Origin of the sequence: Pseudoalteromonas ardens (assembly GCF_030125445.1) — a bacterium.
Lineage (GTDB): Bacteria > Pseudomonadota > Gammaproteobacteria > Enterobacterales > Alteromonadaceae > Pseudoalteromonas > Pseudoalteromonas ardens.
On sequence record NZ_JASJUV010000002.1, the window covers coordinates 943,610 to 963,431 of the forward strand.

General features: G+C 47.1%; 21 protein-coding genes. 7 read left to right on the plus strand and 14 right to left on the minus strand.

Features of this window, described 5'->3' with window-relative positions:
• Nucleotides 1-212 precede the first annotated feature (212 nt).
• From QNM19_RS09160 to QNM19_RS09170, 3 genes are all read left to right on the plus strand, one after another.
• On the plus strand, nucleotides 213-2,120 hold the full coding sequence (locus QNM19_RS09160; RefSeq protein WP_049866337.1) for a methyl-accepting chemotaxis protein: 1,908 nt from the start codon (nucleotides 213-215) through the stop codon (nucleotides 2,118-2,120).
• A gap of 204 nt (nucleotides 2,121-2,324) precedes the next feature.
• The gene (locus tag QNM19_RS09165; protein WP_284026617.1) at nucleotides 2,325-3,530 is read left to right on the plus strand and encodes a tetratricopeptide repeat protein; all 1,206 of its coding nucleotides are present in this window, start codon (nucleotides 2,325-2,327) and stop codon (nucleotides 3,528-3,530) included.
• Nucleotides 3,511-4,401, plus strand: coding sequence for a M20/M25/M40 family metallo-hydrolase (locus QNM19_RS09170; RefSeq protein WP_284026618.1), 891 nt, complete (start codon nucleotides 3,511-3,513; stop codon nucleotides 4,399-4,401). The genes QNM19_RS09165 and QNM19_RS09170 overlap by 20 nt, the downstream gene beginning before the upstream one ends.
• On the opposite strand, the gene QNM19_RS09175 is transcribed toward QNM19_RS09170, so the two are convergent.
• Nucleotides 4,341-4,649: a GIY-YIG nuclease family protein gene (locus QNM19_RS09175; RefSeq protein WP_049864269.1), complete on the minus strand. Its 309-nt coding sequence runs from the start codon at nucleotides 4,647-4,649 to the stop codon at nucleotides 4,341-4,343. The two genes, QNM19_RS09170 and QNM19_RS09175, sit on opposite strands and share 61 nt — an antisense overlap.
• Before the next feature lie 130 nt (nucleotides 4,650-4,779).
• Between QNM19_RS09175 and QNM19_RS09180 the strand changes: the two genes are divergently transcribed.
• The gene (locus QNM19_RS09180; protein WP_010382285.1) at nucleotides 4,780-5,139 is read left to right on the plus strand and encodes an outer membrane protein assembly factor BamE; all 360 of its coding nucleotides are present in this window, start codon (nucleotides 4,780-4,782) and stop codon (nucleotides 5,137-5,139) included.
• Nucleotides 5,140-5,192: 53 nt separating this feature from the next.
• Here QNM19_RS09180 and QNM19_RS09185 read toward each other — a convergent pair whose 3' ends face one another.
• Complete coding sequence (locus QNM19_RS09185) at nucleotides 5,193-6,554, minus strand: ankyrin repeat domain-containing protein (protein ID WP_284026619.1); 1,362 nt, start codon at nucleotides 6,552-6,554, stop codon at nucleotides 5,193-5,195.
• 384 nt (nucleotides 6,555-6,938) lie between these two features.
• Between QNM19_RS09185 and QNM19_RS09190 the strand changes: the two genes are divergently transcribed.
• Nucleotides 6,939-7,115 (plus strand): DUF2897 family protein, encoded by a 177-nt coding sequence (locus tag QNM19_RS09190; RefSeq protein WP_010382290.1) that lies wholly within the window; start codon nucleotides 6,939-6,941, stop codon nucleotides 7,113-7,115.
• 31 nt (nucleotides 7,116-7,146) lie between these two features.
• Here the strand turns inward: QNM19_RS09190 and QNM19_RS09195 are convergent, their stop codons facing one another.
• On the minus strand, nucleotides 7,147-8,517 hold the full coding sequence (locus tag QNM19_RS09195; RefSeq protein WP_049864293.1) for a YjiH family protein: 1,371 nt from the start codon (nucleotides 8,515-8,517) through the stop codon (nucleotides 7,147-7,149).
• A 98-nt stretch (nucleotides 8,518-8,615) separates the two neighbouring features.
• Complete coding sequence (gene bamC, locus QNM19_RS09200; protein ID WP_049864271.1) at nucleotides 8,616-9,683, minus strand: outer membrane protein assembly factor BamC; 1,068 nt, start codon at nucleotides 9,681-9,683, stop codon at nucleotides 8,616-8,618.
• A 334-nt stretch (nucleotides 9,684-10,017) separates the two neighbouring features.
• Between bamC and QNM19_RS09205 the strand changes: the two genes are divergently transcribed.
• Both QNM19_RS09205 and bcp read left to right on the plus strand, forming a co-directional pair.
• Nucleotides 10,018-10,551 carry a glycine cleavage system transcriptional repressor gene (locus QNM19_RS09205; RefSeq protein ID WP_049864272.1) on the plus strand — a complete coding sequence of 178 codons (534 nt, stop codon included), beginning with the start codon at nucleotides 10,018-10,020 and terminating at the stop codon, nucleotides 10,549-10,551.
• A gap of 10 nt (nucleotides 10,552-10,561) precedes the next feature.
• Nucleotides 10,562-11,032 (plus strand): thioredoxin-dependent thiol peroxidase, encoded by a 471-nt coding sequence (bcp, locus tag QNM19_RS09210; protein WP_049864273.1) that lies wholly within the window; start codon nucleotides 10,562-10,564, stop codon nucleotides 11,030-11,032.
• A 211-nt stretch (nucleotides 11,033-11,243) separates the two neighbouring features.
• Here bcp and pdxJ read toward each other — a convergent pair whose 3' ends face one another.
• The 10 genes from pdxJ to rpoE are packed head-to-tail and all read right to left on the minus strand — an operon-like array spanning nucleotide 11,244 to nucleotide 19,642.
• Entirely contained in the window at nucleotides 11,244-11,975 is a 732-nt protein-coding gene (pdxJ, locus tag QNM19_RS09215) for a pyridoxine 5'-phosphate synthase (protein ID WP_049864274.1), read from the minus strand.
• Between the two features lie 5 nt (nucleotides 11,976-11,980).
• Nucleotides 11,981-12,688, minus strand: coding sequence for a DNA repair protein RecO (gene recO, locus QNM19_RS09220; protein ID WP_049864275.1), 708 nt, complete (start codon nucleotides 12,686-12,688; stop codon nucleotides 11,981-11,983).
• Nucleotides 12,689-13,591 (minus strand): GTPase Era, encoded by a 903-nt coding sequence (gene era / locus QNM19_RS09225; protein ID WP_049864276.1) that lies wholly within the window; start codon nucleotides 13,589-13,591, stop codon nucleotides 12,689-12,691.
• The gene (rnc, locus tag QNM19_RS09230) at nucleotides 13,581-14,258 is read right to left on the minus strand and encodes a ribonuclease III (RefSeq protein ID WP_049864277.1); all 678 of its coding nucleotides are present in this window, start codon (nucleotides 14,256-14,258) and stop codon (nucleotides 13,581-13,583) included. The genes era and rnc overlap by 11 nt, the downstream gene beginning before the upstream one ends.
• 1 nt (nucleotide 14,259) lies before the next feature.
• A complete protein-coding gene (lepB, locus tag QNM19_RS09235; RefSeq protein ID WP_284026620.1) occupies nucleotides 14,260-15,195 on the minus strand; it encodes a signal peptidase I in 936 nt (311 codons plus the stop codon).
• An 11-nt stretch (nucleotides 15,196-15,206) separates the two neighbouring features.
• Complete coding sequence (gene lepA / locus QNM19_RS09240) at nucleotides 15,207-16,994, minus strand: translation elongation factor 4 (RefSeq protein WP_058795887.1); 1,788 nt, start codon at nucleotides 16,992-16,994, stop codon at nucleotides 15,207-15,209.
• Nucleotides 16,995-17,052: 58 nt separating this feature from the next.
• Complete coding sequence (locus QNM19_RS09245; RefSeq protein ID WP_049864278.1) at nucleotides 17,053-17,511, minus strand: SoxR reducing system RseC family protein; 459 nt, start codon at nucleotides 17,509-17,511, stop codon at nucleotides 17,053-17,055.
• Nucleotides 17,508-18,461: a MucB/RseB C-terminal domain-containing protein gene (locus QNM19_RS09250; RefSeq protein ID WP_049864279.1), complete on the minus strand. Its 954-nt coding sequence runs from the start codon at nucleotides 18,459-18,461 to the stop codon at nucleotides 17,508-17,510. Before QNM19_RS09250 ends, QNM19_RS09245 begins: the two co-directional genes overlap by 4 nt.
• Nucleotides 18,462-19,061, minus strand: coding sequence for a sigma-E factor negative regulatory protein (locus tag QNM19_RS09255; RefSeq protein WP_049864280.1), 600 nt, complete (start codon nucleotides 19,059-19,061; stop codon nucleotides 18,462-18,464).
• Nucleotides 19,058-19,642: an RNA polymerase sigma factor RpoE gene (gene rpoE, locus QNM19_RS09260; protein WP_046006775.1), complete on the minus strand. Its 585-nt coding sequence runs from the start codon at nucleotides 19,640-19,642 to the stop codon at nucleotides 19,058-19,060. Before rpoE ends, QNM19_RS09255 begins: the two co-directional genes overlap by 4 nt.
• Between the last annotated feature and the right edge of the window lie 180 nt (nucleotides 19,643-19,822).

The window sequence follows — 19,822 nt, forward strand, 5'->3', positions numbered from 1 at the left end:
AAAATAAGAGTACAGCAGCCTTTTAAGTGTTTTGTACTCTGCTCCTTTGCCATTTTAGTTCGCTTGTTAGAAACCAAGGCCCGCCTGCTATGCAGCGGGCTTTTTTACTTTATAAATCATGACAGTATTATGACAACGACTTTATACCTATAGGTGTTAATTATTGACCATGCTAAAATTATTATCCACGGGATATAGAAGTAGTAACTTTAATGCATAACACTGGTTTAACAATTACACAACGTATTACTCTGCTGGGCAGTCTAATCGCGGTTGTTGTCGCTTGTCTGATCGGATTTATTTCAACCTATCAGGCTAAGTCTATGATCGAGACGCGCATGCTGGGCTCTGAATTACCCAGCAAGGTTGAGAGCATCAACAAGTCGATTAGCCAACAAATTGACCAGCTTAAGAGTGCGGCAAAGCAACTTTCAAGCAACCAATTCTTACTCAATGCGGTCAACAAAGGTCAATTAGATGAGCAAGTCTTACTGACTGAATTGGCGCGTGTGCAAAATCAATACGCGCTGGTTACCGCCTCCTGGGCAAACAGAGAAACACAGCAGTACTGGAATCAGAACGGCTTTTTGCGTGTACTGAACCAGCAACAAGACGGTTGGTTTTTCCATTTCACGCAAAGTGCTGAGGAGTATTCCATCAGCATCTACCAGGAAGCACCCGGTGATGTGAAAATGTTCGTTAACCATCAGCAAACCAATGGCATTGGTCTGGCTGGTCTTGCCAAAAGTATCGATGCCATGCAGACCATGCTGGCTAACATGACCATTGAGCAAAGTGGCTTTGTCTTTGTCGTCGAAAAATCTCAGGGCGTTGTCCAGCTTCACCCTGATGCGAGTAAAGTAGCCAAAACTAAATTACTCGACTTATATGGAGCACAAGCTGCTGGCCAGTTGCGCAATAGTCGCGACTTTGTTGTGCTTGACCTGGAAGCCAATGGCACGCCGTCTTTGGTTGCTGCCAGCCCGATAGCAGGCACCGATCTGCTTGTTATTGCACAAGTTCCTAAATCAGAAGTCTTTGCACAAGTTTCTTCTTTACAGTGGCAAATTGTGATCTGGTCACTGGTCGTCGTGGTTGTGGTCTGTATTGCGAGTATGCTGATGGCACGCAACCTCAGTGCACCGTTGCTGAAAATGGCTGACGTGTTCCGTCAGCTCGGTAGTGGTGATGCCAAACTGAATTACCGGGTGCCTAATGCAGAGCAACCTGAACTACAAGCTCTGGGTCAGGGGTTTAATCAGTTCATTGAAAAAATAGAAGCCGCGATCTGTAACGTTGCAAAAGAAAGCAGCGATATACGCATTGCCAGTGAGCATGTCTTTACCCAGGCAAAGAAAAATTCATCGTCATTGGATGAGCAAAAATCTCAAACACTCTCTGTTGCAGCGGCGATAAACCAGATGGCCGCAACGGTGCAGGAAATAGCAGGCAGTGCCAACAATACCGCCAAGCTCACCGATGAGAGCCGTGAGCACACCAAACACAGCCACAGCTGTGTGCAACAAAGTCAGTCTACCTTGCATCAGTTAGCGCTGGATATACAACAAATGGCAGACCAGGTCGCAACGTTGGCGAGCAAAACACAATCCATCGCCAGTATCTTAGATGTGATCAGAGGGATTTCAGAACAAACCAACCTGCTCGCACTCAACGCAGCGATAGAGTCTGCCCGTGCTGGTGAACACGGTCGTGGGTTTGCTGTTGTTGCAGACGAAGTCAGGGCACTGGCAAGCAGAACTTCTCAGTCAACAGACGAAATTCAGGCGACAATCCAGGAGCTGACCGCAGCATCGGACTCTATTGTGACCCAGATCGCACAATCCTCAGATCAGGCGCAGCAAAGCGTCAGCAACATGCAAACGTCAGTAGAGCTGATGAACACCATTAGTGAAACAGCCGATCAGATCAACGATATGACCACTTTAATCGCGACAGCCACCGAGCAACAGAGTAACGTGGTCGCAGATGTAGGACGCAGCATTGAGCAGATCAGTGTGATCAGCGACGCTGTAATGAGTGAGCAACTCGACACTGAGCAGGCAATCCAGCAGCTGGCTAATTCGGCCAAAGCACTCGATAAACTGGTTGCCAGCTTCTAGCTTGAGTTATCAAGCGGTCACCTGTATGTGGCCGCTTACTTTTGCCAAAAAATCCTGCTTTGTCGTTTCTTTCCATACCTCTCCCAAACGCGCATTTTCCCGATAAAACGTGCATTTACTGCAACGGATTGTAACAATTTTTGCTTCCTTAAACGGCCAAAATAGCTACACTGAAAGTAAGCTGTAGAATTTAGGAACGTCTTTATGTTGTCGTATACTCGTTTTGCCCGACGCTATCTCTGCTCTTTGCTGGCCGCCTCAACTTTGTTACTCAGTGGCTGTGAAACAACCAAGGTCCAGCCAGAAATCAACATGCTACTGCTCGATAATGCCCCCTTCAGACAACATGAAGTAGAAACACAAAGCAGTATCTTTGCATTAGACGCCAATATTCGGGCCACGTTAGACCGATACCTGGATCGCAACAATGGGTCTAATATTAAAGTGGCAGAGCAGTTACTGCAGTTTTTAGTCGAAAATGGCGATTCAAGCCTCGCATATATGCGCGGTGCCAACCTCAGTGCCTCAGAAGCCTATTACAACCTCAATGCCAACTGCCTGTCACTGTCGATCCTGGCTTATAGCTTGTCGGATTACCTGGGCTTTAAGGGCCAGTTTCAGCGCGTGCATATTCCTGAGTACTGGGCACAAACCAAAGGCTACAGCTTGTTGACCGGACACGTCAATTTGGTGGTGACCCAGACCAATGCCGGAGCCCGAAAAAACAGCGATAATCGCGAGGTGTTATATACGCGCCCGGCGCGCGTTGTGATTGACTTTGACCCCAACAGTCGACAACAAAAATTCGCCACATCTAAAATCAGTAAAGAACGCATCACCGCTATGTTTTATAGCAACAGAGGCGCTATGCACATGATCAATAAAGAGATGGATCAGGCATACAGCTACTTCCGTGCTGCCATAGACATAGATCCACTCTACTCCGCAGCCTGGGGGAATTTGGCCGTGCTCTATCGCATTAACGACCACAACGCACAAGCCGAATCTTTATATCAACAGGCACTGCTCATCAATGACGAAAACAAAACTGCGCTGGGTAATCTAGCGCTGTTATATGAACTGACTGACAGACCACACAAGGCGCAAGAGATCAGAACACAGCTACATGCCCTGCGTAAAGACAACCCCTATTATCTAATCGCACTCGGTGATGAAGCCTTTGCTGCTGAAAACTACGATCAGGCATTGAAGCATTATCGCGCCGCAAACAAATTGTCAGCGTCCATCCACGAGGGGTATTTTGGCCTGGCAAAAGTCTACTATGTACAGGGTGAGCTTGAGCTGAGCAGAACATTTCTAAACCGGGCTTTGAACCACGCCAGTTTCAACCATGACAAGAAACGGTATCAGAACAAGCTGGAGTGGCTCAGTGCAACGGCTAAAAATTAGTGCCCTGTGGCTTTGTTGTATTACCGCTACAACGCATGCGAATACGCAGCTGGAAACAGACCTAAAGGTACTGACCAGTCCGGAACACGCGGGTCGGGGTTCTGGCAGCATCGCCATCAATGAAAGTGCCCGCTATATTCACACACGCTTTGCGGAGGCGGGGTTAGATACCTATTATCAGTCTTTTCGCTTTCGTCAGGGGCTCGGTAAACTAGGACACGGTCACAATGTTGTTGCCACCTTGCCCTGCAACGCGCTTGTATGTCACAAAGCATTAGTGATCAGTGCCCATTACGACCATTTAGGCAGCAGGGGCTCTCGTTATTATCCCGGCGCCAATGACAATGCCTCTGGCGTGGTGGTAATGCTGGACATTGCGCAGCGCCTGGCCTCACAGCTTAGGCATCGGGAAATCACATTTGTGGCCACCGATGCTGAAGAAAAAGGCCTCTACGGAGCACATTTTTTCGCAGCCACGCTGACTCCCAGCCAGGTTGCCCTGAATATCAACCTGGATATGCTCGCTGTAAGCCCAAAGAATCGTTTGTATGTCCTTGCCTCAAAACAGGCAAGTAAGTTTACCGATGCCATTGAGCCTGCATTTGACAGCCAGATCCGTGCTTTGATCTATACGTCTGCGGCCAGTATGGCACGTCGTTTGGACACGCCCCGGGTAGACTGGCTCCGAGCCAGCGACCACTATGCCTTTCACAAAGTTGGAATACCTTTCGCTTATTTTGGCGTGGGCATTGACCCCAATCACCACACCCCAAAAGACCAGTTTGATAAAGTGAATTTACCTAAACTCAATCAGGTATCGGAACATATCAGTGCTTTTATATCAGCATTATCGGTGTCAGCCGCTCCCTGAACAAGCGCAACCTTGCGTGACTTTGACAAACGCTTAAACCGCCACTCAAGCCGGGCGGCAGTGCGCTTGTCTTCAACCGCCAGGCTGTAGACAAGCTTTAACGGGCCTTTGCCACGCAAATTTTTAGCACCTTTGCCAGCATCATGCTCGGCAAAACGCCGAGAGACATCGTTGGTGATCCCGGTATACCAGTGGCCAAACCGATTTTCAATTATATACAGATACCAGGGCTGCTGGGGTTTACTCATGGCTTTGACAACTCAATACAATTAATGGAACTATTTTAACGGTGAACAGTCGAAACTTACCAATAATTCTACTTTACCTTCTTTATCCATTCTGTATCATTCATACAACCAAAAATAAGGATACACATACATGCAGTTAAAAAAGCGCCTTTTTGTTTGGCTTAGTATTATTCTTGCGACGACATTGCTGTCTGCCTGTTCCAGCTGGGTATACCGGATAAACGTGCCTCAGGGTAACTTCCTGGAGCAATCCGATGTCGATAAGCTCAGAATTGCTATGACAAAAGAGCAAGTTTTATATGTATTGGGCACGCCGGTGGCTAAAGACGCGTTTAACAGCGAGATCTGGCATTACTCTTATGTGTTCAATCTGGGCCGAGACTCAGAGCAACGCAAAGAGCTGGTGGTTTATTTCAACGGTGATGCATTGAATGATATTTCAGGGGATTTTGATAAACCGGCGGATTTCAATACGCCGCTTACCGAGTGATTTGATTCTCTCGCCACTCTTTCCCCATTAAAAGCAGAGCTTGTGCTCTGCTTTTAGCTACCCATCACCGCAATCAACACCACAACACTGAATAAAAATTGCAGTGACATACTCAGCCAGGCCAACACATTCACACCGATCAGGCTCCAGGGTGAGGCATCCTGAGGGTAAAGCGGGCTGCGCTTTTGCCAACGTGCTAGCGCGAAAAACAGCAGTGTCAGACTCGAGATCATGATGGTCGCTGACAGCTTGTCACCATGTGACTCATTAAAAAAGAAATTCAACTGCACCGGCATCAGAATTGCCACCAACGCATACAAACTGTAAACCCGTGCGACTTTCTCGTATTTGGCTGCAAAAGATAGTTCAATGATGCCCCGTGCTTCAAGAAACTTCTTTGCAGCGACCGCTTGTGCCTGATTTGCCAGACGATATGGCGTCATTCCGGTGACATCAGCTAGTCTCGGGTCGACCCCCATAGACTCAACCAATTCAAGCATGGCGGTTGAATTAGAGAGCACCGCATAGTGCATCAGATTGCGACCGAGATCATCCAGGGATTGAGGACAATACTGCTCTTTGAGCGCCTCGGCAGCGCTCACGAAGCCCTGCTCTACGAGCCACATCATGGCCGATTTACCAGACTCATCTTTGCTTTGTCCGCTGGCCCCTTTTTCTATGAGTTTGAGGGCAATAGATTGCTTTGCCTGTTTAGACACCACATGAGCCAGCAGTGCCTGATCCAGCAAGCGTTCGACTTCGTCACCATCACACAGATGTTGCAACAGTCCAATATAGGCTTCATCGTTTTGCAGGCACTCAACGGCTAGCTGTAAGGTCGCTACGGTGTCTTGCAACACCGAGTTAAGCATATCACTGAGCTGCTCTCGTATTGCTTCATCAGCAATACGCCATAGCTCGCAGGCTTCTTGGGCTGTTAGCGTTAAACCATGGTGCAGAAGTAGCAACAGAGCACGGGTGTAAGTTTTATTCAGCAGCAGTGTCGCGGGTGAGACTTCAGTATGATAAGCAAGCTGCGCCTTAATATCAGCATACTGAGCAAACACGCCCAGCAATTTGGCAATCAACTCATCCTTGCTAACACCTGCATCGGCAATATGCGCCAGTAAGTCATCACAATAAGTCTGGTGCGCCTCATCGTAGTCATCAATATGCTGATAATGACAAGACTCGAATGGCTCTAATGGTTTAAGCCACAAAATATACATCAGCGGAGGTAAAACCGATGAGCGTACGCCTTGTTGATCTGTCAGTGTTTCACACTCAGGCCAGGCCTCGAGTGCATCCAGAATAAACGCCCCATTATTTTCAACCAGGCCTTTGAGTAGCAAAGGAAACTGAGCCGGCCAAATTAAAACATGCTCCATTAAAGAATTAACCACCTTATTAGTCATATCACACGCTTATTGCCATCAATATTGTCGCAGTGCTGTTAGCGGAATGATACCAATTGCATCTTAAAAAAGCTGCTGCTGATCTCAAGAATTTCGCCAACTTTCCTAATATAAGGACATCCAAATATTCAATACGTACCTTATATGTTTACATGCTGCCCTATGCACTCCTGTACTGAATGCCCTGCGAACTTTCTAGCGCATCGAAATAGCTCACTACCGCATTGTTATTATGGAAAATACCTGATTATTTGATGCACCGACGCAATGAGTAGTGGCGGTGTTTTGTAAGTAACTTAGGTCTGTGCTTGAGGTATTGTGCGCTTAAGATATACAATGGAAGTGAACGTCCAATGAAGGCCCTGTGATAGGGAACAAGTCAAGATGGAAAATACCTTACCAACCTGGCACGTGATACTGATCATTGTCATGGTCCTTGGGTTCATCATCAGTAATATTATGTTATTGAAATATATGACCCGCTTTGATGTGAAAGGCAAGCTCGATAAGCAAACCAAACCAGAGCCAGAGACCAAGCCCGAGGAAAAGGAAGATAAGTAGGGCCGCGCTGCGCCAGCCCTACTTTCATTGCTTAACCTACCAGCCAGTGCGCCATCAGCGCAATCACCGGTAATGTCACCAACGTACGCAAAATAAAGATGCAGAATAGCTCAAACAGATTAACCGGGATCTTACTGCCCAGCAGCAACGCGCCGACTTCAGACATATAGATCAACTGAGTAACACTCAGTGCCGCAACAATGAAGCGTGTCACGTCACTTTCTATGTTTGATGCAGCCAGAATAGACGGAATAAACATGTCTGCAAAGCCAACGACTATGGTTTCAGCGGCTTTGGCAGCTTCTGGTACCTGAAGCAACTCAAGGTAAGGGATAAACGGTTTACCCAGGATCTGAAAAACAGGTGTGTGCTCAGCGATGATCAATGCGAACGTACCAACCGCCATCACCACAGGCAAAACAGCAAACACCATATCCAGCGCATTATGTACGCCTTCTTTTAGCGTCCCTTTTACCCCAGGGGCTTTTTCTGCTTTTGCCAATGCCACGTCCAGCGCATGACCAAATAACGTTTTACCCTCAGGTACCAGCTCTGCACCCGGGTTTGCATCACTGCCGTCAACATAACAGTCTTTTTTCCATCGCAAAGGCGGTAAGCGGGGAACAATAATCGCGGCGGTAATACCTGCGGCACACACGGTCAGATAAAAGGGGGCAAATAAATGCTCCAGTTTAACCTGGCCAATGACCACCAGGCAGAACGTAATAGACACCGCAGAGAAAGTCGTGCCAATGATAGCTGCCTCTCTTTGTGTATAGTGCTTGTCTTCATACTGACGAGAGGTCATCAAAATCCCTACGCTGCCATCGCCCAGCCAGGAGGCCACACAATTCACCGCACTGCGTCCGGGTACCCCAAACAAAGGCCGCATCACTTTAGTCAGTAACGTACCAACCAGTTCCAGCAAACCAAAGTTAAGTAACAAAGGCAGCAAAAGACCCGCTAGCACAAACACAGAGAACAACACAGGCAAAAGTTCATGTAGAACCAGTGCACCGGTACCTGACGAGTAAATAGCTTCAGGGCCCACTTTGAAATAGGTCATTAGAATGAACAGCATGCCCGCCAGTCGGGTCACTAACCAAATTGGACTGACAGCAAATAAGTGCCGGAACAAGTGGTTCTTTAGCAATTGCCTGGGTTTGACGAGAGCAACAAAAGCACTCATTACCCCGGTGATGCATACTATGGCCACTATCATGGCCTGTGCAAAGGGGGCTATCCAGCCTTGCAGAGTCTTCGCCATCACAGCAATAGGAATGGTCATGGCTTCGCCTATTGCAACAGGTGTCATAAATAAAAACACCCCAATCAGGGAAGGCACGATAAACGCAAATAGCGTGCGCCAGTTTGGCGACGCTGAACCCGTAGATTCTGACATCATATGATTACCCACTAAAAAGAAAAAGAGCGTAAGGCTCTTTTTCATATTACTTCAACTCATTGTTTTTATTTTAATATTTTGATTTATATAAAATATTATAGTTGCAGACCTCGACTGCGTAACACCTCTAACAGAGATTGTAACAACAGCTCCATAGTCGGTGCATCCAGCACTTGCTCCTCGCTATCCAACCAGGTCAACGCCGTTTGACCATCATCCGTTGTAGATACTTTCACGACATAATCGCCGTCCGCCAGTGGCAAGACCATCGCTTCCTCACCCCAGATAGAATCCCAGACGCTTTGCTCAGGTGCTTCATAACGCACTTTCACCAGATCATTGTCTCTGTCGAGGCGGATCACCGTAAAGTTAACACGCTCAAGGAAGTTCGACAGGCGATCCATTACAGCACTTTTTTCGACCAGCGTCAGCATGGCTGCATTACCATCCTGATCAAACCCGCCTTCCAGAGATAACAATCCCTGTTGTTTGCGTAGCTCAACTGCCAATAGTCGATAGCGGTAGTCAAATTCTGCTATCACCTCATTTAGTGCACGTACTTCTAACTGCTGTTTAAGCATATCAGTGAGTGGCTGCTCTTCACTTTGATAATCAAGCAGCTTAGCACTCAAAGAAGCGGTGCGCTGGTGTTCTTTTTGTTCAACAGTGAAAGCAAAACGCTGACGCGATACTTCAACAATGTCTTCCCACAACCAGCCTTCGTCTTTTTTAATCAATGCATACCAGTCAGTTTCGACTGTGCCTGTCTGACGGGCATCCTTCGTAATCTGGGTATTGTGGTTCGCTAAAACGCCATCCAGCGATTGCCAGATAAAACCAGCCAAATCGTCAATGCCATCGTTTTTATCGAAATACACTCTGGCGACTTTATCTTTGCTCTCTGCCCAGCTGCCCTGCGCCAGCGTCAGCACTTGCTGAGGGGGTCGATACAGCTTATTTTCGCCATCCGCGTCGTTGTCATAAACAGCAACGGCCATCTTATACTGCGGATCCTGATACGGCTGTTCCAGCCCTTCAGGGACGCTAATGGCTTCACTAACGCGGTAGTTTTTGCTGTGATGTGCATCATTTGGAAATACACTACATCCCGTTAAACCAAGTAAAACACCTAAAGTCAGTGCTTTTGGAACCCAATACTGCACGAATAAAACTCCTTAGCAAACCCTGTTATATTTATTTACGGTAAACGAATATCGTCTTTATATGAGTGGGGATTGCCGATTTGGTTCACTGCCGGAACAATTTTTTATATCCGTCCGGCGAGCCTAAACAACTTGCAAAATTTGCCCTATGTTACTTGCCTCGCCCTGTAAACACAAGATGTGAGCCAGTCCGACCCATTATCTGGCACAGCTAAACAGTAAAGCCTGTCGCTGCCGGTATCCCAAGTAACCAAATTATGTTAGTATTTACGGCTATACATCTAAAAACTGCCGTTAGGCAATACCATATTCTCAGCGTATAGGGTGCTCTTAAATGACCACATTTACCAACCAACAACTGGTTTTGACCGCAATCGGCGAAGATCGCTCGGGGATTGTCAGTGAACTGACTATGCTGGTCAGTGAATGTCATTGCAATATCATCGATAGCCGTATCGCGATACTCGGTAACGAATTTACGTTCATTATGCTGTTATCGGGCGACATGGCGGCAATCAGCCGGGTTGAGCATACCCTGCCGACTAAAGGGATGGAGCTGGGCTTACTGACCATGATGAAGCGCACCGCCAGCCACCAACAAAACGAGTTCAGTGCCGGATACACTCTGGAATACAAAGGACTCGACGCCCCAGGCACGCTAAGCAAAGTAACGCGCTTTTTTGCAGAGCAAAACATCAGTATTTGTTCTTTGAAGTCTGATACATACGAAGAAAGTGACGCATTGCATATGCGCTGTGAAATCGAAGTCAATATTCCCATTGAGGTCGATGCCGACGCATTTAAAATACAGTTCGAGCATCTCTCAAACTCACTAGATCTGGATTATATTTTTCGACGCATTCGTTAAGGAGCATCCTATGAATACGCTACAAGCAGGCGCTCAGGCCCCGCAATTTACTTTACAAAATCAAGATGGTGACAGTATTGCACTGGGCACACTTCTGGAATCAAACCAGGTGCTGGTGTACTTCTATCCAAAGGCACTGACACCAGGCTGTACCGTTCAGGCTGAGCAACTCAGAGATCACAAGGCTCAGCTAGCACAATATAATACGGTAGCCGTTGGGATCAGCCCAGATCCGGTTAAGAAGTTAAAAAATTTCGAGACCAAAAAAGAGCTGAATTTTGACTTATTATCAGACGAAGATCATGCCATCGCTGATGCATTCGGCGTTTGGGGACTGAAAAAGTTTATGGGCAAAGAATACGACGGTATCCACCGCATTAGCTTCCTGATCGGGCAAGATGGCACCGTTAAACACGTGTTCAACAAATTTAAGACCAAAGAGCATCACCAGGTCGTTATCGACTATCTGGCAGCACAGTAAAGAAAAAGGGGCTGAATTTAGCCCCTTTTTAGATCCTTTCGCATCATATTATACCAATTTGCTTAATTAAGTGATCTATTCTGAGGCAAGAAAATAGGGTCGATAACAAGGCAAAAATTTTGCTATTTAGTTGTTCTAAATGAGAAATTTTTAACGCTGTTAGCGCCCTATTTGCTCCTTCAAATAGACCAGGTATTAAGTGAAATTGGTATTAGCTGCGTGCATCCAGCATCAAGCGCTTCATATCTCTCACGGCTTTCTCTAATCCATCAATAGCAGCTCTGGCAATAATCGCATGACCAATGTTGAGCTCATAGATTTCCGGCATTTCAGCAATGGGCGTCACATTGTGATAGTGCAGACCATGGCCTGCGTTAACAACAATGCCCAGGCCATGCGCATATTTTACGCCAGCTCGGATCCGTTCCAGCTCAGCCTGCATTTCAGCATCTGATTCTGCATCAGCATAAGCACCGGTGTGAATTTCGATATAAGGCGCACCTGTCTCTTTAGCAGCATCAATTTGCTTAGGATCAGCATCAATAAACAAAGACACCTTGATACCCGCATCAGCAAGGCGCTCAACGGCCTGAGCCACTTTTTCTTTATTGGCTATCACATCAAGACCGCCCTCAGTGGTCAGCTCTTCACGCTTTTCCGGCACCAGACAAACATAAGCAGGCTTGACCTCACAGGCGATATCCAGCATTTCATCTGTCACTGCAATTTCCAGGTTCATACGTGTCTGAATGGTCTTCGCCATTACGTACACATCCCTATCCTGGATATGACGACGGTCTTCACGTAAATGGATGGTGATCCCATCTGCACCGGCATGTTCAGCCACTGCCGCAGCGTGAGCCGGATCTGGATAGCTTGTGCCTCTCGCCTGGCGCAATGTGGCAATATGGTCGACGTTTACACCCAATAATATCTCTTTCATTGTTATTACCTTGGTTGAAATAACTCTCTGCTTTTCAGCGGTTTATGGCCAAGTAACGGCCTGAGTAAATATCTGCTTAAGCCCTTAGCCTGACGCCTGACCTGATCATCAGTAAAGTCATGCTGAGCGATCTTTTGAAGCACCCGGCCCAAAAAGCCGATGTGCCTGTCATCTGTTCTGATAAATCCCAGCTCTCGGGTATATTGATAGTAGGCAGTCTCAACAATTGCCTCGCCATCAGCATCACAGTCAAATTCAACACCGAACCCCAGTTGCTCGAGTAACTGAAACTCAAAGCTACGCAATGTCAGTTCAAACTGGTGCTTACTGGCACTATCGACGAGACTATGAAGCTGTAATAAATGCTGATGGTAGAGTGAGAATATCGACTCCAGTGGTTCATTAACCGGAATTACCCGTGCACTGAGTTCGTTGAGGTAGAATCCACAATACAGTACCTGCCCTTTTAAAGCCAAAGGTTGAGTATGTAGCTCAATGTCGTTAAGGTATTTTAAATCGTGACGGCCGCTGTAGCGAACCAGCAGCAGGCTGAAGGGTTGTAGATGTGCATTCTGTCTGAGCGCCTGACGCCCTTTAATACGGGCCAGCATCATCAGCTGGCCCACCCCTTCGACAAGCATATTGAGCATCACCTGAGAGTCGCTATGCGGTCGGCGATGCAGCAAATAAGCCTGTCGAAAGTCATTGTTCAATTAGTCTTCCCCGTAGCCAAGACTACGCAGTGCCCTCTCATCATCTGCCCAGCCAGACTTCACTTTTACCCAGCACTCGAGGAATACTTTGTTATCCAGCATTTCTTCCAGATCACGGCGCGCTTCACGGCCAATGACTTTGAGTTTCTCACCCTTGTTGCCAATCACCATGCGCTTTTGCGACTCACGCTCCACCAAAATAAGCGCGTTGATCTGCCATACGCCATTATCAAGCCATTTAAACTGCTCAATCTCAACAGTGACTGAATACGGCAGTTCATCACCCATAAAGCGCATTAGTTTCTCACGCACAATCTCAGCGGCCAAAAATCGCATTGAGCGATCCGTGACATAATCATCCGGGAAGAAAAACTCGCATGCAGGCAGGTGCTTATGTACTTCCGCTTTAACCATATCGACATTGCGATTTTGCTTAGCCGAAATTGGAATAATGCCCACGAAGTCACCTTGTTCAGATAACCACTGCAGGTGTGGCATCAAAGCTTCACTTTTATCTTTAACCTGATCGCTTTTATTGATCACCACCAAAACCGGTCGACCGCTGGCTTTAACTTTGCTCAGCACCATTTCATCGTCTTTGGTCCACAAAGTGCCTTCAACAACGAAAATGACGAGTTCAACGTCGCCAATCGAGCTCGACGCCGCTCGGTTCATCAGGCGGTTAATGGCACGCTTTTCTTCGCTATGCAAGCCAGGAGTATCAACATACACCGCCTGATAGTTATCCTCGGTATGGATCCCCATGATGCGATGTCGGGTGGTTTGCGGTTTACGCGAAGTGATACTGACTTTTTGTTCAACCAGCTTGTTTAATAACGTTGATTTACCAACGTTGGGTCGCCCGACAATCGCGACCATGCCACAATGGGTATTAGGAGTCATTCTTTAAAATCTTTAGTGCTTTTTCAGCGGCTTTTTGCTCAGCCTTACGACGAGAGCTGCCTACTGAGATAATACTTTCCATCCCTTCCACAATACATTCAACCGTAAAGGTTTGATTGTGCGCTTGTCCCTTAGTGTCAATTACAGTATAACCGGGTAGCGGTAACTTGCGTGCTTGCAGGTATTCCTGCAACAAAGTTTTCGGATCTTTCTGGTTATGTCCTGGAGAGATTGCCGCCAAACGCGAGTCATACCACTTTAATACCAACGTCTTACAGGTCTCGATGTCTGAATCTAAAAACACCGCGCCAATAATCGCTTCAACTGCGTCTGCCAGGGTTGATTCTCGGCGATAGCCGCCGCTTTTCAACTCACCCGGACCCAATCTGAGGTAATCGCCCAACCCAAACTCAACACCAAACTCTGCCAGCGTCTGACCTCGTACAAGCGTTGAACGCATCCGGCTAAGATCGCCCTCTCGCGCTTTAGGAAACTGCTTATACAGCGCATCTGCAATAACAAAGCTTAAAATCGAATCGCCCAAAAATTCCAGACGTTCGTTATGTTGACCCTTATGGCTACGATGTGTCATAGCCTGCTCAAGCAGGCTTTGATCTGTGAATTCGTAACCGATTTTCTTGTATAATTCTGTGACGTTTTTTTTCATGCTACTGAATATTACCTAGGCGTTCAAACCGAACTCCTGTTGGAACCCAGGAAGGCAAAACGCTGTCCTGGCCATTTTCAAAATCAAAACTCATCCAAATAAATACCGCTTTACCAACCAGGTTTTCCTTTGGTACAAATCCCCACATACGGCTGTCCTGACTGTTATTACGGTTATCACCCATCGCAAAATAGCTCCCCTCAGGAACTACCCACTCGTCGCGGCGCGTGCCAGGCTGCTGATAATAACGCTCGGTTAGCTCTGGCAATTGCGGCGTCACCAATACATCGTGCGTCACGTTAGGCAAACTTTCGGTCAAGCGAACCATTTGCATCGCGCCTTGTTTAAACTCGTCGCGATTAACAATGTCCAGATTGATCTTGTTAAACTCACCACACGCTAAGCCGTCCCGCTGCTGTTCACCATCATTACACTGAGGCTTAATATATAACTGACGATCACGATACACGATGCGATCTCCCGGCAAACCAATGATGCGCTTAATGAAGTCAATGCGCTCATCCAGTGGGAACTTAAATACCGCGATGTCACCTCGCTGAGGATCATCCACATCAACCAATTGACTACGCCAGACCGGATCTTTAATGCCATATGCGTACTTTTGCACCAGGATAAAATCACCATCCAGCAACGTAGGCATCATAGAACCAGACGGGATCTGGAAGGGTTCAAAAATGAACGAGCGAAACACTGTTATCGCCGCAATCATAGGGAAAATTGATTTTGCGCTTTCAGTGATGGCAGGCACTGGTGCTATCTGCTCAATTATTTCTTCATCGAGCGGCTGCTCAGACGCGCCTTGTGCTAATGCGATGCGCTCTTTACGCTTAGGCGCATACAACAAGTGATCGATTAGCCAAATCAAGCCCGAACCGAGCGTCAATAACACCAAAAATACTGAAAAATAACCTGCCATAATAATTCCTGTTACTTACCTACTTTAAGAATCGCCAGGAAAGCATCCTGTGGCACTTCAACGTTGCCCAGCTGCTTCATGCGTTTCTTACCTTCTTTTTGCTTTTGCAGTAGTTTCTTCTTACGACTGACATCACCACCGTAACACTTCGCGATGACGTTTTTACGTAACTGTTTCACAGTGGTTCGTGCAATCACATGGTTACCGATTGCAGCCTGAATAGCAATATCAAACATCTGACGCGGGATCAGCTCACGCAGTGCGTCTGCCAACTGGCGTCCACGACCTTGAGAATTCTCGCGGTGTGCAATAATCGCCAGGGCATCAACCCGATCACCGTTGATCAGAATGTCCACACGGACCATGTCCGACGCCTGGAAACGCTTAAAGTTGTAGTCCAGAGAAGCAAACCCTCGGCTAGTCGACTTAAGCTTATCAAAGAAGTCCATGACTACTTCGGCCATTGGCAATTCATAGGTCACTGCAACTTGCTTACCGTGGTAGCTCATTTTTGTCTGTACGCCACGTTTTTCAACACACAGAGTAATGACATTACCCAGGTATTCCTGCGGTACCAGAATATTCGCTTCTACAATCGGCTCGCGGATTTCGATGATGTCGTTCACCGGCGGTAAGTCTGATGGGTTATCAATCTGGATCACCCCATCTTTAGTTTCAACTTCATATACAACCGTGGGTGCCGTCGTGATGAGGTCCATGTCATATTCGCGTTCAAGACGCTCCTGAATGATTTCCATGTGAAGCATGCCAAGGAAGCCACAACGGAAACCAAAACCCAGTGCAGTTGAGTTCTCAGGCTCGAAGAACAAAGACGCATCATTCAGACTCAGCTTATTCAATGCATCACGGAAGTTTTCATAGTCATCGGACGAAATAGGGAACATACCCGCATAGACCTGAGGTTTAACTCGCTTAAAACCAGGTAAGCGTTCCTCTGCTGGTTCCTTAGTTAGGGTGATTGTATCCCCCACCGGAGCACCATGAATGTCTTTAATGCCGGCAATCACGAAGCCTACTTCACCCGTTTTCAGGACACCCGTTTCTGTTTGTTTGGGTGTGAAAATACCAACTTTATCAGCAATGTGCGTCTGATCTGTCGACATAATCTTAATCTTGTCACCACGGCGTAACTCACCGTGCTTAATACGTACCAAGGACACAACACCCTGGTAAGAGTCAAACCAGGAGTCGATGATCAATGCCTGCAAAGGTTGCTCTGGCTCACCCTCAGGTGGCGGCACGTCGCGCACGATCATTTCCAGTACCTCATCGATACCGATACCGGTTTTAGCACTACACTGCACCGCTTCTAGCGCTTCAATACCGACGATTTCTTCAATCTCTTCGGCAACACGCAATGGATCAGCCTGTGGCAAGTCGATTTTATTCAACACTGGCAGCACTTCTAGGTCCATTTCAATCGCGGTATAACAGTTAGCCAGAGTCTGAGCTTCAACACCCTGACCGGCATCAACAACCAACAAGGCGCCTTCACAGGCAGCCAGCGAACGGGATACTTCGTAACTGAAGTCTACGTGTCCCGGTGTATCGATAAAGTTAAGCTGATACGTCTCGCCGTCATTGGCCTTGTAGTTTAGCGTTACGCTCTGCGCTTTAATGGTGATCCCACGCTCTCGCTCAAGGTCCATCGAATCCAGCACCTGCTGCTGCATCTCGCGATCTGTTAAGCCGCCGCATACCTGGATTAAGCGGTCCGAAAGGGTCGATTTCCCGTGATCGATGTGGGCAATAATTGAAAAGTTACGGATGTGCTTCATATACTGGATTCTAAACTTCTGTTTTTCACAAATAGAGATTAAACGCCGATTTTACAATTTATTTGGCGCAATCACCATCTATTTGCGTTAGGGGAAGGCTAATTGGATAAATTTTTATCACTTTGATGTCGTGACGCAGTGCTTTTGTGCGCTGTTTTGCGATTTGGAAGCCAACCAGGCCACCCAATACGGCGGCCAGTATTTGCCAGGGCTCAGCCGCCTGCAAAAAAAGATGTGTAATAAACATCGCAGCAAACGCCATTGCCAACGGCAGTAGGTAAACCCATAAGGCATTTTCAACCACTTTGCTGTCATCCAGCCTCAGGGTCATCTTTTGCCCAATCTGAACTGGCTCCTCACAGGCAATAGGTAAAGCTTTCTTGTGGCTGCCAAACAGCTTACTAAAAATCTGCGAGCCACATTTACCGTTGCAACCCGCACACGCCGGTTTTTCCTCAGCAACAAGCCAAACGGTACCGGGCTCGACACGTGACACTGTGAGTGTTTGTTCTATCATAATGGTCGCGTTACTGACTCTGCAATTGCTTTGGCCGTCATCGTGGGGATTTTCCCAACCACAGACACATCAAACGCACCTGAGTTGTGAACGTAAACCGTGGTTGCGCCAGAGCTGAGCGCACCGCTGGCTCTTTGCCCCGATAGAGGTCTTTGTACAAACACAGAGAACTCAACAAGCCCGTCAGAAAACAAAAAGTAATCCGCCAGTTCATTATTTAAATCAAGCTTATGACGGTCTGATTTGAGCAGTTTAAACCCCTCGGGTAACCAGCCAATACGCCAGTTATTTTGTAGTTTTTGGGTGTTTTCTGTCTCTGCCAGAGAAGCCAGAGGCATTGGGAAGTCTTTGCTGCTTAACTCTATCAAAGGCTGTGCAGGCTGCTCAGTCACACTGATATGAGTGAGTTGCAATTGTTCCAGCACTTCACCTTGCTGTGTAACATACGCGGCTTTAAGCAATAACGCAGACTGAATGTCGATCCACAACCAATAGTTGTATTTGTGCTCATCTTTCGAAACCAGACGAACGAGTTGCGCAGCCCGATCGGCGATGCGCTCTTTACCACCGAGTACAAAATCGTAACTGTTAGACAGATTGCCTATCTCGCCAAACAAAATCTCGGGAATAGGACCCGCAATGGCGTCCGTTTCTATAGAATAAGGTTGAGTTTGCGGTTCAAAGTAAGTGACTTTGTTGTCGACACGCACTACTTCCAGACCAGCACCATTTTGTCGGCTGAGAATCTCCAGTTCGCTGTCATCCACTTTACCATGGAGCCAGCGATAGGGTTCCATACCTTTACCTTTTACCACCACAAATGATGCATCAAAGTTACGCTCCTGAATGGCAGAAGACATATCTGTGAGCAGCTGTTTTGCATTAATGATATCGCTGGCAACAACCTGGGCACTCAGGCCCACTCCCAGTAGTAACGCAAGCCACTTCATCTACTTTTTTTGTTCCTCTTGTTCTTCCTGTGCTTGTTGGGTCAACGCATGTGCCATTCTGGACTGGCGTTGATGCTCCAATACCAGTGCACCAATACGTTGCTGTTGCAACTCTCTTAGACCTTTTTCTGCACTTTCTAGCGCAGGTTCCGACGAGAGGCTCACTGGCGACACAGACCCGGTAACTGGGGTCGATTGTAACACAGGAAAATCACCGTTGGCTTGTTCCTGTGGTGCATAATTACTAACACCCAGCACTGCAACCAAAGAGACACTTGCAGCAATCGCTACTTGTGCCAGAGGCTTACGCCAATTTGACAACGCAACGACATTGTCTTCCTGACGTACTTTTTGCGGCTCTTGTTGTGGAGCCTGTTCGCCATAAGTAACTTCATCTGCTAGCGCATCAGCCATGCTGGCTGTGATATCTATACAAGGTGCCTGATTTTGCTGGCTACGCATTGCATCACCTATCAGCGCGTAACGGGCAAACTTGTCTGCATCGAACTGTGCCTGACTGGCGTTATCCAGTGCCTGTTCGGCATCAAAAATACTGGATGTTACTTGCCCGTCTTTGACATTAAAGTTTGATTGCGTCATCTACTATTACCTATGAGTGGGTTAATATTATTGTCAATGGCCTCACGTGCCCGAAAAATCCTCGACCTGACAGTGCCTACCGGACAATCCATCACAACAGCGATTTCTTCATAGCTCATGCCCTCGATCTCGCGTAACGTGATAGCGGTTTTAAGATCATCGGGTAAGGATTCAATGGTTCTGAAAATTACCGCTTTGATCTCATCACTTAACAATAAGCTCTCCGGAGATGCATTTGACCTCAATTGCTCTGCACCGTCATAAAACTCTGCTTCCTCAGCATCAACATCATTGGCAGGCGGCTTGCGCCCCTGTGCCACCAGATAGTTCTTCGAGCAGTTAACCGCTATTCGGTACAGCCAGGTGTAAAATGCACTGTCGCCCCGAAAATTGGGTAAAGCCCGATATGCCTTAATGAAGGCCTCTTGTGCTACATCGGCCACGTCGCCCGAATTGGATACGTAGCGCGAGATCAATGCTGCAACTTTGTTCTGATATTTGGCAACCAACAAATTGAACGCATTTTTATCTCCTTGCTGAACACGCCGAACTATCTCTAAATCTAAATCCTGCTCGCTCATTCGAGCCGGTACTCCTCTTTGTTATTACTTGTTTTTCACACACATTGTCGCGCATTGTTGCCATCTTTTACAGCTACTCTGACTAAGTGCTGAATAAAAAGTTCTGTTTTTTTGATATTTTTTTTAAAATACCCCGTATTGTCACGTCATAAACGTATTCGGTGTTAGATATTTCAGCTA

What these genes read in the sequence shown, in the direction of transcription:
- QNM19_RS09175 (WP_049864269.1), bottom strand. Translation starts at nt 4,649, where the DNA reads ATGAGTAAACCCCAGCAGCCCTGGTATCTGTATATAATTGAAAATCGG.
- bcp (WP_049864273.1), top strand. Translation starts at nt 10,562, where the DNA reads ATGAATACGCTACAAGCAGGCGCTCAGGCCCCGCAATTTACTTTACAA.
- QNM19_RS09255 (WP_049864280.1), bottom strand. Translation starts at nt 19,061, where the DNA reads ATGACGCAATCAAACTTTAATGTCAAAGACGGGCAAGTAACATCCAGT.
- rnc (WP_049864277.1), bottom strand. Translation starts at nt 14,258, where the DNA reads ATGAAAAAAAACGTCACAGAATTATACAAGAAAATCGGTTACGAATTC.
- QNM19_RS09190 (WP_010382290.1), top strand. Translation starts at nt 6,939, where the DNA reads ATGGAAAATACCTTACCAACCTGGCACGTGATACTGATCATTGTCATG.
- rpoE (WP_046006775.1), bottom strand. Translation starts at nt 19,642, where the DNA reads ATGAGCGAGCAGGATTTAGATTTAGAGATAGTTCGGCGTGTTCAGCAA.
- QNM19_RS09250 (WP_049864279.1), bottom strand. Translation starts at nt 18,461, where the DNA reads ATGAAGTGGCTTGCGTTACTACTGGGAGTGGGCCTGAGTGCCCAGGTT.
- pdxJ (WP_049864274.1), bottom strand. Translation starts at nt 11,975, where the DNA reads ATGAAAGAGATATTATTGGGTGTAAACGTCGACCATATTGCCACATTG.
- QNM19_RS09165 (WP_284026617.1), top strand. Translation starts at nt 2,325, where the DNA reads ATGTTGTCGTATACTCGTTTTGCCCGACGCTATCTCTGCTCTTTGCTG.
- lepB (WP_284026620.1), bottom strand. Translation starts at nt 15,195, where the DNA reads ATGGCAGGTTATTTTTCAGTATTTTTGGTGTTATTGACGCTCGGTTCG.
- QNM19_RS09160 (WP_049866337.1), top strand. Translation starts at nt 213, where the DNA reads ATGCATAACACTGGTTTAACAATTACACAACGTATTACTCTGCTGGGC.
- QNM19_RS09205 (WP_049864272.1), top strand. Translation starts at nt 10,018, where the DNA reads ATGACCACATTTACCAACCAACAACTGGTTTTGACCGCAATCGGCGAA.
- QNM19_RS09195 (WP_049864293.1), bottom strand. Translation starts at nt 8,517, where the DNA reads ATGTCAGAATCTACGGGTTCAGCGTCGCCAAACTGGCGCACGCTATTT.
- era (WP_049864276.1), bottom strand. Translation starts at nt 13,591, where the DNA reads ATGACTCCTAATACCCATTGTGGCATGGTCGCGATTGTCGGGCGACCC.
- QNM19_RS09180 (WP_010382285.1), top strand. Translation starts at nt 4,780, where the DNA reads ATGCAGTTAAAAAAGCGCCTTTTTGTTTGGCTTAGTATTATTCTTGCG.
- QNM19_RS09185 (WP_284026619.1), bottom strand. Translation starts at nt 6,554, where the DNA reads ATGACTAATAAGGTGGTTAATTCTTTAATGGAGCATGTTTTAATTTGG.
- lepA (WP_058795887.1), bottom strand. Translation starts at nt 16,994, where the DNA reads ATGAAGCACATCCGTAACTTTTCAATTATTGCCCACATCGATCACGGG.
- QNM19_RS09245 (WP_049864278.1), bottom strand. Translation starts at nt 17,511, where the DNA reads ATGATAGAACAAACACTCACAGTGTCACGTGTCGAGCCCGGTACCGTT.